We start from the raw sequence: 12,298 nt of genomic DNA on the forward strand, positions 1-12,298 counted from the left end.
GTCGACCACCGCGCTGCTGTCGGAACTGGGCATGGGCGGCGGCCGCTTCGAGGTCGCGCTGGAGCCGGTGGACAACGGCGAGCGTCCCGATCCGAACGGCACCGAGCGCGCCGAGTTCCTGGTCGCGGCCAATGCCGGCCAGCCGCCGCGGCCGCTGCGCAAGGTCGCCTCGGGCGGCGAGCTTTCGCGCATCTCGCTGGCGATCGAGGTTGCCGCACTGGGCCTGGACGCGATCCCGAGCATGGTCTTCGACGAGGTCGACTCGGGCATCGGCGGCGCCGTGGCCCAGATCGTGGGCGAGAAGTTGCGCGCACTGGGCGCCAGCCGCCAGGTGTTGTGCGTGACCCACCTGCCCCAGGTCGCCGCCCAGGGCCATGCCCACTACCGGGTCAGCAAGGCCGAGCAGTCGGGAATGACCCAGAGCGCGGTGCGGGTCCTGGACGATGCGGCGCGCGAGGCCGAACTTGCGCGCATGCTCGGCGGCGTGGAAGTCGGCAAGGAAGCGCGCGCCGCCGCGCGCCGCCTGCTCAGGGACGTGGCGGGCTAGCGCTTCTTGCTCACGTACAGGACCAGGGCGTGGTCCTCGATCTTGTAGCCGTGCGCCGCGGCGATCTTGTGCTGCAGCTGCTCGATCTCTTCGCTGTGGAACTCGATCACCTTGCCGGTCTCGACGTCGACCATGTGGTCGTGGTGCTCGCCGCGATCGAGCTCGTACACCGCGTGGCCGCCCTCGAAGTTGTGCTTGAGCACGAGGCCGGCCGCCTCGAACTGGGTGAGCACCCGGTAGACGGTCGCCAGGCCGATCTCGTCGCCCTGGTCCAGCAGGTGCCGGTAGATGTCCTCGGCAGTCATGTGCCGGGGCTTGAGCTGCTCGAGCAGGGCCAGTATCCGCATCCGCGGGTGGGTTACCTTCAATCCTGCCTTGCGTAGTTCCTGCGATTCCATGACGGCTCCGGCTGCGTGGTCGGGCTTCGGTGTATTATCGGCCAGAAGCTGCACTCCACAACCAGCACCCCACGCCAACCTGCATGCGCCTTTCCTTCCTGCTCGCCGCCGCCATCGCCTGCACCGTCGCCGGCTGCGGCATCCTGTACAAGCAGCCGATCTACCAAGGCAACCTGCTCGACAAGGCGGCGGTGGACCAGTTGCAGGTCGGGATGTCCAGGCAGCAGGTCCAGGTGCTCCTGGGCACGCCGTCGATCGCCGATCCCTTCCATCACGATCGCTGGGACTACACCGCCACGCAGCGTACCGACCGCGTGGGTACCGTGCACGTGAAGAACCTGACCGTCTGGTTCGAGAACGACGCCGTTACCCGCTGGGAAGGCGATTACTTCCAGGAGCAGGACCAGGAACTGGCCCAGCGCATGGGCCGCTTCGGCAACCTGCCCAAGGACGACAAGAAGAAGCGCTAGCGCTTCGGCGCCACGGCCCGGCGCCGGCGCGCTTCCTTCGGATCCGCCAGCAGCGGCGCCAGCAGCTCGACCCGGTCGCCATGGCGCAGCACCTGCGTGGCTGCGACCCGCTCGCCGAACACGGCCTGGCCGGTGATGCCGTCCAGTGGAAGACCGCATGCGGCGATCGCCTCGGCCACGGTCGCGCCTTCGGGCAGGTCCAGCGTCACCGCACTGGACCGCCGCGGCCATGCGCGCACGACCTCGATGATCATTTCGCCGGGCTGCCGTCGGCCACGCGCACGAAATCGTCGACCATGCGATCGGCCAGCGCCTGGAAGCCCAGCGCCATGGCCGGCCCGAGCAGCCTGCTGGACGGCTCGAAGTCCAGCGTCAGGCTGACCTTGCATGCCGATTCGTCCAGCGCGTGGAACTGCCAGCGGCCGTGCAGGTGCTTGAAAGGCCCGTCGCGCAGCGCCATGTCGATGCGCTGCGGCGGGGTGAGGACGTTCTCCGTGGTGAACCAGGTGCTCAGGGCCCCGAGCCCCAGGTCGAGCCTGGCCACCACCCGGTCGGGCCCCTGCTCCAGCACCTTGGCCTGCCTGCACCACGTGAACCTTCGCGGATAGGCCTCCACGTCGTTGACCAGCTCGAACATGCGGGCTGCCGAATGTTCGACGAGTGCGCTGCGCTGGATGATCGGCATGGGGATTTCAGGGACAATGGCGCGATGGGCAAGAAGTCAGGCAAGGATAAGGCAAACGGCGGCGGCACCATTGCCCTGAACAAGCGCGCGCGCCACGAATACCACCTCGAGGAACGCTTCGAGGCCGGCCTGGCGCTGCAGGGCTGGGAGCTGAAGTCGATCCGTGCCGGCCGCGCCAACATCACCGAAGCCTACGCCGTGGTCCGCGATGGCGAGCTGTTCCTGTTCGGCGCGCAGATCACGCCGCTGATCTCGGCCTCGACCCACGTGGTGGCCGACGATCGCCGCACCCGCAAATTGCTGCTGCACCGGCGCGAGATCGACACCCTGATCGGCCGGGTGCAGCGCGACGGCTTCACCCTGGTGCCGACCGCGCTGTACTGGAAGGGCAACAAGGTCAAGGCCGAACTCGCGCTCGCCAAGGGCAAGCAGTCGCACGACAAGCGCGAGGCGAGCAAGGAGCGCGACTGGAACCGCGAGAAGCAGCGCGTCCTGCGCCGGCACAACAAGGACGCCTGATCAGGCTTCCGGGTTCTCCGGCAGGGTGAACGCGAACGTGGCACCCAGGCCGAGCGCGCCGTCGGCGCGGATGGTGCCGCCATGGCGTTCGACGATGCGCCGCACCGACGCCAGGCCGACACCGTCGCCGGCGAACTGCTCCTGGCTGTGCAGGCGCTGGAACGGGCGGAACAGCTTGTCGGCGTACTCGGCCGGGAAGCCGGCACCGTTGTCGCGCACGAAGAAGGCGCCGTGGGCGTCGCGACCGAACTCGATGCGCGCATCCTCGCGCCCGGCGGTGAATTTCCAGGCGTTGCCGAGCAGGTTGGCCATCAGGTTGCGTACCAGGTTCGCGTCGCCGGTGGCCTGCAGCCCGGACTCGATCGACACGGCCACCTCGCGGTCCGGCTCGCTGCCGCGCAGTTCGGCGACGATTTCGGCCGCCAGCTTCGACAGGTCCAGCGTCACCGGCTTGATCCCGCTGCGTCCCAGGCGCGCCATCTTCAGCAGCGACTCGATCAGCGAGCCCATGCGCGTGGCCGCGTTGCGCACTCGCGCCAGGTGGTCGCGGCCCTCCTCGCCCAGCGCATCGCCCTGGCGCTCGTCGAGCAGCCGGCTGAAGCCCTCGATCGCGCGCAACGGCGCGCGCAGGTCGTGCGACACGCTGTAGGCGAACGACTCCAGGTCCTGGTTGGCGATGGTCAGCTCGCGCGTGCGAGCTTCCACCCGCGCCTCCAGGGTGCGATTGAGCTGCAGCACCTGCGCCTCGGCGCGCAGGCGATCGGTCACGTCCTCGACCTGCACCTGGCGCACGATGTCGCTGTCGACGTCGCCAGGCATCGGCATGTAGGTGAGCTGCAGCTGGCGCAGGCTGCCATCGTCGGCAAGCATCGAACGGGTGCTGCGGTAGACCTGGTCCGCCGGCACGTCCGCGGCGCGATGGTCGATGAAATGCGAATCCAGCCGGCTGCCCAGCAGCTGCTCGCGCGACTTGTGCAGCACCTGCTCGAGCGCGGGGTTCGCGTCAGCGATGCGGCCGCGCGCGTCGAGCAGGGCCGTGCCGATCGCCGAATACTCGAGCGCGTTGCGGAACCGCAGCTCGCTGCGCCGGAACGATTCGGTCATGCGCGCTGCCAGGCGCTCGGCGCGCGCCTGGGTCCGCGCCAGGACCAGCACGATCGCGAACAGCAGTAGCGAGGCGAATACGCCGATCACCAGCGTGTTGCGCAGGCCGGCCATGCGCGCGGCGACCACCGAACCCGGCGCCGACGAGAACTCCAGCCGCCAGTCGCGGCCGTAGGCCCTCAGGTCGCTGGTCGCGTGGAATGCCGGCGGGTCAGCGGTGTCCGGCGCGGGATCCGCATACAGCACGGCGTGTCCGCCATCGGTCACGTCGATGATGCGCAGGCTGATCCGGTCGGGCATGCCGCGCAGCGTGGCGTCGACGAAGTCCGGCACGCGGAACGAGGTTTCCACCCAGCCCTGCAGCGATTCGCGCCTGGCCTCGGTGGTCGCCGGCCGGTCGCCGAAGCGGTACACCGGCAGGAACAGGACCACGCCGGGCGGTGCGCCTTGCGCATCGATGTCCTGTACCAGGCGCACGGGCGGACTCATCACCGGCTGGCCGCTGTCGCGCGCTGCGTCCATGGCGGCGCGGCGCACCGGATCGGCGTACATGTCATAGCCGATGGCGGCCATGTTCTCCCGCGTCTTCGGCTCGAGGTACAGCACCGGCCCGTAGTGGGCGCGGATGCCGTGCGGCCAGACGCTGAACATGCCCTCCCCGCCTTCGCGCAGCATCCGCTGCAGCTCCGACAGCTGCAGCGAGGTCGAGTAGACCAGGAAGGCCAGGCCGGTGAGGTCCGGGTAGCGCTCGCGCAGGTCCAGGCCCTCGACATAGTTCTGCCACTGGCGGCGGCTCGGGCGGGCCACCGACGCCGAGAGCGAAACGCCGCCGCGTGCGATCAGCTCATGGTTGCCCAGGCGCCGCACGAGGCGCCCGGCGGTGTCGTCGGCACGCGCCGTGAACGCCGCCTGCGCCGCCGTCATCTCGCGTTCGTACGCGCTGCGCCAGTACAGGTAGACCAGCAGCAACGAGGCGGCCAGGACGACGCCTGCCAGGACGTAGCCGGCCGTGGCGCTCCTGGGCACCGGCTGTCGGTCGGATTTGGCCGGGGCGTCGATCGGCATCGGCGCCAGCATAGCCGTTGCCGGGGCCGGGGGCCCGTGAATCGCGGCTGCACGGTTTTCCGGCCCGCCTTGCGGGTTCCCGGCCTGCCCCTATACTGGGAATGTCAGCGAAATCGACGTTCCCGGGGGTGCACTGGCTTCGACGGGGGTTGCGAAATCGCCTGGCGCATGCCGAGGGGGTAGCTTTCCTCGTAAATCCAGCTGCAAAAATCCAGACGCCAACGACGACGTCTACGCTCTCGCCGCTTAAGGCGTAAGCCCCGAACCCACTTGTGCCCTTGCTCGTGGATGTAGGGTCATCATCAAGGGATAGGTCCCGGCGGCGACCCGTCAACCGGTTCCGAATCCAAAGCGGGTGTGGGTCACGGTGTGCTTCGCACGTTGTGTTGCCGTGATCCGAGATCGAACAACGGGCTAAGCATGTAGTGCCGGGCATGGAGTGCCTTCGGACGCGGGTTCAATTCCCGCCACCTCCACCAATGTGATGGACGACGGGTCGCGAAAGCGGCCCGTTTTCCTTTGGTACGCCGCGCCTGATCAGCCCGCGGGCAAGGAACAGTTCGACCCGCTCCAGCGGAATGCGGTCGCCGGCATCGGTGCCGTACCAGGTCTCGACGATGCGGCCGTCCTCGTCGATGAGGAAATCGGCGGGCAGCAGGTTGTTCGTGTTCAGCCCTGCCAGGCCCACGATCCGCAGCCCCCGGACCAGCGTCGGGATGCGGGTGACGATCGCCTTGAGCTTGCGCCAGGACGATCGCTCGATGCCGTAGCGCTTGTGCGATGCGCCCACCGGGTCGGCCGCGATGCGGAACGGCCGCGGATGCTGGGCCACGAAGCGCAGGACCTCCTCGCGGGACGAGCCGAACACCGCCACGATATCCAGCCCAAGCGCGGCCAGGCTCTGGTGGTGGTGGGTGAGCTCGTAGATGCGGAAGTTGCAGAACGGGCATGCCGCGTCGCGAAAGAACGACAGCAGCGTGCGGCGCCCGTTGCCGCCGATGGCAATCGGCCGGCCGTGGATGTCCATCAGGCCCAGTGCGGGTGCGGATTCGGGTGCGAACAGCTTCATGGCATTCCCCCGGTGGTGAAGAGATGTGCGAGGAGGTGGGCGCAGTCTGGCCAGCTGCGGAGGCCCTGCCATGCGGGCATGTGCAAAGGGCCCGGCTCCGTCGGCATAAAATCGGGAAACGACATTCCTGCTGGAGATCCGGATGCCCGTAGTCACGATGGTCCTGCTGTTCCTGCTCGCCGTGGTGCTCAGCGGCTTCCTGGCGCGGCTGTTGCCGCTGAAGGTGCCCCTGCCGCTGCTGCAGATCGCGATCGGCGCGGGACTGTCGTGGGTTGGATTCGACGTGGACTTCGACCCGCGCCTGTTCCTGTTGCTGTTCATTCCGCCGCTGCTGTTCCTGGACGGCTGGCGGATCCCGAAGGGCGCGTTCTTCCGCGACTGGAAACCGATCCTGGCGCTGGCCATCGGCCTGGTGGTGTTCACCGTGATCGGCATGGGCTGGTTCATCGAGTGGCTGGTGCCGGCCATGCCGCTGGCGGTGGCGTTCGCGCTGGCGGCGATCCTGTCGCCGACCGACCCGGTCGCGGTGGGCGCGATGACCCACAACTCGCCCCTGCCGCCGCGGCTGATGCACATCCTGGAAGGCGAATCCCTGCTCAACGACGCTACTGGCCTGGTCTGCTTCACCTTCGCCGTCACCGCCGCGCTCACGGGCACCTTCTCACTGGCCGATGCCTCGCTGAGCTTCGTGCTGGTGGCCGGTGGCGGAGCGATGGTGGGCCTGGTGGTGACCTGGATCATCGGCAAGCTCAACCACCTGCTGATCCAGCGCGCAGGCGAAGACACCGGCATCCAGATCCTGGTCAGCCTGCTGATTCCATTCGCGGCCTACCTGGCCGCCGAGCACATCCACGTGTCCGGCATCCTCGCAGCGGTGGTCGCCGGCATCGCCATGCACTACGGCGAGCTGTCGGGCCGGCCGCTGGCCTCGACCCGGATGCAGCGCAATGCGGTCTGGGACACCGTGCAGACAGCACTCAACGGCATCATCTTCGTGCTGCTGGGCGAGCAGTTGCCACGCATGCTGCGGCGCTTGCCGGAGGCGGCCTCGGCCAGCGGCAACGGCAACGACGTGTGGCACCTGCTCGGCTACGTCGTGGTGATCACCCTGGCGCTGGGCGCGCTGCGCTTTGCCTGGGTCTGGCTCGCGGTGCGGGTCACGGTGTTCAGTGCGTCGCTGCGCGGCGAAGCTGCGGTGGTGCCGCAGAACCGCTTGCTCGCGATCATCGCTACCGCCGGCGTACGCGGGGCGATCACCCTGGCGGGTGTGCTGACGCTGCCGCTGCTGATGCCCGACGGCACGCCGTTCCCTGCCCGCGATGCGGCCATTTTCCTCGCCATGGGCGTGATCCTGCTGTCGCTGGTGATCGCCAGCATCGGCCTGCCCGTGCTCACGCGGGGATTGACCGACGTGCTGCCCGAACCCGAGCGCAAGGACACCGAGGCGAACGCGCGGGTGGCGGCGTCGGAGGCCGCGCTGCGCAGGATCGATGCCATGCTGGCCGAGCCGCTGGAGGACCCCAGGATCGTGGCCGCGCGCGCGGAGGCGGCGATGGTGCTGCGCGACGTCTACCAGCGCCACCTGGACTACGGCGACCACAGCGGCGAAACCGCCGAGGACATGCAGCTGGTGGCAGAAGCCGAGCGCCGCCTGCGCCTGGGCGCCCTGGACGCCGAGCGCGACGAGTACTACAAACTGCGCCGCGCCTTCGCCATCGACGACGTCGTCCACCAGAAGCTGGTGCGCGAGATCGACCTGATGGAAGCCAGCCTGCTCAACAAGCAGCCGGCGCATTGATCTCCGGGTGGAACAGCAGGACCGGCACTGAATCAGCGCCGGCGTAAACGACCGCGTTCTGGTTGAACGCGACGCACATCGCACGCGCGTCGTCCGCAGTGGGGCCGAACGCGAGGAAACTGCGCTCGGCGTCCCAGTCGCCCTCCTCCGCGCAGCTGCCGTAGCCTTCCAGCAGCGGCCACCCGCGTTCCTCCAGCCACGCGCGCAGCTCGGCGTTCGCCGCTTCGTTCTGCGCCGGCGTGCGCTCCTGGCTGTACGGGTTGTAGGCGGTGACCAGGCAGGCGCTGGCGGCGCCGTGTACACGCATCAGCCCCCCCAAACCGGGATTGGGCACGTCCAGCGCCAGGGTGAGATCGTCCGCGCCCGTGTGCACCACGTAGCGGGCGCTGCGGTAGGAGGCCAGGGTTTCGGGGTCCAGGGAACGCATGCGGCTCATCATCCACGTCGCGATAATCCCGCACAATGCATCATGGCTGCATTGGAACCTCGGGAGACAGCATGGACCTGGGAATGATCGGCCTCGGCCGCATGGGCGGCAACATGGCGGCGCGGCTGCTGCGCGGCGGGCACAAGGTCGTCGGCTTCGACCCGGACGCGGACGCGCGAAAGGCACTGGAAGGCGATGGCGGCGGTTCGGCCGCATCATTGCAGGAACTGGTCGCCGCCCTGCCCGCGCCGCGGGTGCTGTGGATGATGGTGCCGGCCGGGAAGATCACCGACCAGACGGTGGAAGCGCTGGCCGGGCTGCTGGCGCCGGGCGACGTCGTCATCGACGGTGGCAACTCCAACTACAGGGACACGCTGCGCCGCGCGGAGGCCCTGGCCGGCAAGCGGATCGGCTACGTCGACTGCGGCACCAGCGGCGGCGTGTGGGGCCTGGCCGAGGGCTACAGCCTGATGGTCGGCGGGGACAAGGCGACGGTGGATCGCCTACGGCCGCTGTTCGAGGCCCTGGCCCCCGCCGCGGACCGCGGCTGGGGCCACGTGGGGCCCGTCGGCTCCGGCCACTTCACCAAGATGGTCCATAACGGCATCGAGTACGGCCTGATGCAGGCCTATGCCGAGGGTTTCTCGATCCTGCAGCACAAGCAGGAGTTCGCGCTCGACCTGCACCAGGTCGCGGAGATCTGGCGCCACGGCAGCGTGGTCCGTTCCTGGTTGCTGGACCTGACCGCCGACGCCTTGCGCAAGAACCCTGGCATGGACGGCATCTCGCCGTGGGTGGCCGACTCCGGCGAAGGGCGCTGGACGCTGCAGGAGGCGATCGACCTCGACGTGCCGGCGCCGGTGATCGCGTTGTCGCTGATCTCGCGGCTGCGTTCGCGCGACGACGATTCCTACGCCGACAAGCTGCTCGCCGCCATGCGCAACGAGTTCGGCGGGCACGCGATCAAGAAGGCCTGATCAAAAAGGCTCAGGGCTTGCCGCGCTCGCGCCGGTAGCGCCGGATCAGCGCGTTGGTCGAGCTGTCGTGCGCCAGCGCCGGCTCGGCGTCGGCGAGCAGCTCCGATTCGGTGGTCGCTGCCAGCTGCTTGCCCAGCTCGACGCCCCACTGGTCGAAGCTGTCGATGTTCCAGATCGTGCCCTGCACGAACACGCTGTGCTCGTACAGCGCGACCAGGGCGCCCAGGCTGTACGGCGTCAGGGTTTCCGCCAGCAGCGTGCTGCTTGGCGCGTTGCCCGGACACTGGCGGTGCGGTGGCAGGTCCGCGGGCGTGCCGAACGCCAGCGCCTCGCCCTGGGCGAACAGGTTGGCCATCAGCAGGTCGTGGCGGCGGGCAACGTCCGGCGAATCGCCACCGGGCCGGCAGAACCCGATGAAATCGCAGGGCACCAGGCGCGTACCCTGGTGCAGCGCCTGGAAAAAGGAATGCTGCCCGTTGGTGCCGGTCGAGCCCCAGTACACCGGCGCGGTATGTCCCGCGACGGGCCCGCCGTCGACGGTCACGCGCTTTCCGTTGCTCTCCATCGCCAATTGCTGCAGGTAGGCGGGAAACCGCTGCAGGTCCTGCGAATACGAAATCACAGCCTGGGTGGCCGCGCCGAGGAAGTTGTTGTTCCACACCGACAGCAATGCCATCAGCACCGGCAGGTTGCGCTCGAACGGCGTGTCGCGGAAATGCACGTCCATGGCGTGGAAGCCGTCGAGCATCTCGCGGAAGCCGTTCGGCCCGATCGCGAGCATGGTCGACAGGCCGACCGCCGAGTCCATGGAATAGCGGCCGCCGACCCAGTCCCAGAACCCGAACATGTTGTCCGGGTCGATGCCGAAGTCGCGCACGCCCTGCTCGTTGGTCGAGACCGCGACGAAATGGCGCGCCACGGCGTCCTCGCCCAGTGCCGCCGTGCACCACTCGCGCGCGGCGCGCGCGTTGACCAGCGTCTCGCGGGTGGTGAACGACTTGGAGCAGACGATGAACAGTGTTTCGGCCGGGTCCAGCCCGTGCAGCGCCTTCTGCAGCGACGCCGGATCGACGTTGGCGACGAAGCGCACGCCGAGCTCGCGGGTCGCATGGCGGCGCAAGGCGATATAGGCCATGGCCGGGCCAAGGTCCGAACCGCCGATGCCGATGTTGACCACGTGTCGGATGCGCCCACCGCCGGCACCGGTCCAGCGGCCGTCGCGTACGCGCTCGCAGAAGCGGCCCATGCGCTCGAGCACTGCATGCACGTCCGGGACGACATCGCGGCCGTCGACCTCGATGCGGGTGCCGAACGGCGCGCGCAGGGCCACGTGCAACGCCGGCCGGTCTTCGGTGACATTGACGTGGGCACCGCCGAACATGGCTTCGATGCGCGCGGCCACGCCGCGTTCCCCGGCCAGGGCAAGCAGCAGGCGCAAGGTGTCGTCGCCGACGCGCTGCTTCGAATAATCCAGGTACCAGCCGGCCCCTTCTGCAGCCAGGCGTTCGCCCCGGGCCGGATCGCCGGCGAAACGCTCACGCAGGGTCAGCCGTGCCGTGTCCTTCGCATGCGCCTGCAATGCACTCCATGCACCCATGCGCCGCTCAGCCTCCCAGCGCCGCGGTCTTGGCCTCGATCCGCTGCAACAGCTGGCGCCACGACTTCACGAACGATGCGGCGCCCTCCTCCTGCAGTCGCGTTGCCAGCCCATCGACATCGATGCCGGCATCTGCATAGCGCTGCAGGCACGCGCCGGCATCGCCCCCGTCGGCCGCCATGGGCGCGCCGACGCGCCCATGGTCGGCGAATGCCGCCAGGGTCTTGGGCGGCACGGTGTTGATGGTGTCGGGCGCAGCCAGCGCCTCGAGGTACAGCGTGTCCGGTGCCGACGGATCCTTGGTGCTGGTGCTGGCCCAGAGCAGCCGTTGCGGCCGCGCACCGGCCGCTTCCAGCCGGCGCCAGCGATCCGAATCCAGGATGTCGCGATACGCCTGGTAGCAGCGCATGCCCACGGCGATGCCCAGTCCGTTGCGCAGCGCCTGCGGTGCGGTGTCGGCAATGGCCTTGTCCCAGCGGCTGACGAAGACCGAGGCCACCGACGCCACTACCGGGTCGCGCCCGGCCTCGAGGCGGCGCTCGATGCCGCGCATGTAGGCGTCGGCCGCGGCCGCGTATTGCGGCATCGAGAACAACAGGGTCACGTTGATCGGCACGCCTTCGAAGATCGACTCCTCGATCGCGGGCACGCCGGCCGGCGTGCCCGGGATCTTCACGAACAGGTTGCGGCATGCAGCCTGCGCATGGATCCGTTTGGCGGCATCGACGCTGGCGGCGGTGTCGTCGGCGATCAGCGGCGACAGCTCCATCGACACCCAGCCGTCCACGCCGTCGCTGGCCTCGAACGCGGACTCGAACAGGCGCGCGGCGCGGCGCAGGTCCTCCAGCGCCAGTTCGATGAACAGCGCTTCGCCGGAAAGGCCTGCATGGTGATGCCCACGGATGCCCGCGTCGTAGTCCTCGCCGCCGCCGATGGCCTCGTCGAAGATGGTTGGGTTCGACGTCAGCCCGGTCAGGCCGTACTCGCCGATCCAGCGTTCCAGGGTGCCGTCGTCGAGCATCCGCCGGGTGATGTTGTCCAGCCAGAGGCTCTGGCCGACGGCGCGCAGCGCCTTGAGGTTCGCATTCATCATGCCTCCCAGTATGTCCGATGCCTCAGCATGGCGCGCTGCCTTCCGCGCGCGGATCGTGCCAGCTCTCGCCGGCCACCATGCGCCGCGCCGCGCCCGGGCCCCAGCTGCCGGAGTCGTACATCTCCACTGGCGCAGGCAGGTCCAGCACCGGGTCCACGACCCGCCAGGCTTCCTCCACCGCCTCGTCGCGGGTGAACAGGCCGGCGTCGCCGCGGAGCGCATCGCCCAGCAGGCGCTCGTACGGCGGCGCGGCACCGAGCGGCTGGTGGCGCGCGACCAGTTCCACGTCCTCGCCGCGCATGGCCTCGCCTGCGCGCTTGACCCGGGCGCCGGTGGCGATCACCACTTCCGGGCCGAGGCGGAAACGGAAGTAGTTGGCATGCCGGCGCTTTTCGCCTTCGACCCCCGCGCCATTGCGGTCCTCGCGGAAGATCGCCAGCGGCGGCGCCTTCAGGTCGACGGTCACTTCGGTGGCGGTGATCGGCATGCGCTTGCCTGCACGGATGTAGAACGGCACGCCGGCCCAACGCCAGGTATCGATCTCCAGGC

General features: G+C 69.1%; 12 protein-coding genes, 1 other RNA gene and 2 pseudogenes. 6 read left to right on the forward strand and 9 right to left on the reverse strand.

The features are described 5' to 3' along the window. Positions 1-547, forward strand: a pseudogene (locus QAA18_RS11145) (DNA repair protein RecN); the annotation flags it as partial. Here the strand turns inward: QAA18_RS11145 and fur are convergent. After that, positions 544-945: a ferric iron uptake transcriptional regulator gene (gene fur, locus QAA18_RS11150; RefSeq protein WP_279413027.1), complete on the reverse strand. Its 402-nt coding sequence runs from the start codon at positions 943-945 to the stop codon at positions 544-546. The pseudogene QAA18_RS11145 and the gene fur overlap by 4 nt on opposite strands. A gap of 83 nt (positions 946-1,028) precedes the next feature. Between fur and bamE the strand changes: the two genes are divergently transcribed. Continuing rightward, the gene (gene bamE, locus QAA18_RS11155) at positions 1,029-1,415 is read left to right on the forward strand and encodes an outer membrane protein assembly factor BamE (RefSeq protein WP_279413028.1); all 387 of its coding nucleotides are present in this window, start codon (positions 1,029-1,031) and stop codon (positions 1,413-1,415) included. Here bamE and QAA18_RS11160 read toward each other — a convergent pair. Then, on the reverse strand, positions 1,412-1,669 hold the full coding sequence (locus tag QAA18_RS11160) for an RnfH family protein (RefSeq protein WP_279413029.1): 258 nt from the start codon (positions 1,667-1,669) through the stop codon (positions 1,412-1,414). The genes bamE and QAA18_RS11160 overlap by 4 nt on opposite strands. Then, positions 1,666-2,100: a type II toxin-antitoxin system RatA family toxin gene (locus tag QAA18_RS11165; protein ID WP_279413030.1), complete on the reverse strand. Its 435-nt coding sequence runs from the start codon at positions 2,098-2,100 to the stop codon at positions 1,666-1,668. Before QAA18_RS11165 ends, QAA18_RS11160 begins: the two co-directional genes overlap by 4 nt. A gap of 24 nt (positions 2,101-2,124) precedes the next feature. Here QAA18_RS11165 and smpB point away from each other — a divergent pair, with 24 nt between their 5' ends. Beyond that, on the forward strand, positions 2,125-2,619 hold the full coding sequence (gene smpB, locus QAA18_RS11170) for an SsrA-binding protein SmpB (protein WP_279413032.1): 495 nt from the start codon (positions 2,125-2,127) through the stop codon (positions 2,617-2,619). Here the strand turns inward: smpB and QAA18_RS11175 are convergent, their stop codons facing one another. Further along, positions 2,620-4,788, reverse strand: coding sequence for a CHASE domain-containing protein (locus QAA18_RS11175; RefSeq protein WP_279413033.1), 2,169 nt, complete (start codon positions 4,786-4,788; stop codon positions 2,620-2,622). A 124-nt stretch (positions 4,789-4,912) separates the two neighbouring features. Between QAA18_RS11175 and ssrA the strand changes: the two genes are divergently transcribed. Then, positions 4,913-5,267, forward strand: a transfer-messenger RNA (tmRNA) gene (ssrA, locus tag QAA18_RS11180). Here the strand turns inward: ssrA and QAA18_RS11185 are convergent. Beyond that, a complete protein-coding gene (locus QAA18_RS11185) occupies positions 5,246-5,857 on the reverse strand; it encodes a redoxin domain-containing protein (protein ID WP_279413035.1) in 612 nt (203 codons plus the stop codon). The genes ssrA and QAA18_RS11185 overlap by 22 nt on opposite strands. 142 nt (positions 5,858-5,999) lie before the next feature. Between QAA18_RS11185 and QAA18_RS11190 the strand changes: the two genes are divergently transcribed. Beyond that, complete coding sequence (locus tag QAA18_RS11190; protein ID WP_279413036.1) at positions 6,000-7,655, forward strand: Na+/H+ antiporter; 1,656 nt, start codon at positions 6,000-6,002, stop codon at positions 7,653-7,655. Here the strand turns inward: QAA18_RS11190 and QAA18_RS11195 are convergent. After that, positions 7,633-8,082: a DUF3293 domain-containing protein gene (locus tag QAA18_RS11195; protein ID WP_279413037.1), complete on the reverse strand. Its 450-nt coding sequence runs from the start codon at positions 8,080-8,082 to the stop codon at positions 7,633-7,635. The genes QAA18_RS11190 and QAA18_RS11195 overlap by 23 nt on opposite strands. A 71-nt stretch (positions 8,083-8,153) precedes the next feature. Here QAA18_RS11195 and gnd point away from each other — a divergent pair, with 71 nt between their 5' ends. Further along, entirely contained in the window at positions 8,154-9,059 is a 906-nt protein-coding gene (gene gnd, locus QAA18_RS11200; RefSeq protein WP_279413039.1) for a phosphogluconate dehydrogenase (NAD(+)-dependent, decarboxylating), read from the forward strand. 10 nt (positions 9,060-9,069) lie between these two features. On the opposite strand, the gene pgi is transcribed toward gnd, so the two are convergent. The 3 genes and pseudogenes from pgi to QAA18_RS11215 form a co-directional block, all read right to left on the reverse strand. Further along, a complete protein-coding gene (gene pgi / locus QAA18_RS11205) occupies positions 9,070-10,656 on the reverse strand; it encodes a glucose-6-phosphate isomerase (protein ID WP_279413041.1) in 1,587 nt (528 codons plus the stop codon). A gap of 7 nt (positions 10,657-10,663) precedes the next feature. After that, the gene (gene tal / locus QAA18_RS11210; RefSeq protein WP_279413042.1) at positions 10,664-11,746 is read right to left on the reverse strand and encodes a transaldolase; all 1,083 of its coding nucleotides are present in this window, start codon (positions 11,744-11,746) and stop codon (positions 10,664-10,666) included. A gap of 25 nt (positions 11,747-11,771) precedes the next feature. Further along, a pseudogene (locus tag QAA18_RS11215) lies at positions 11,772-12,298 on the reverse strand (glucose-6-phosphate dehydrogenase); the annotation flags it as partial.

The organism is Luteimonas sp. 8-5 (assembly GCF_029763755.1).
Lineage (GTDB): Bacteria > Pseudomonadota > Gammaproteobacteria > Xanthomonadales > Xanthomonadaceae > Cognatiluteimonas.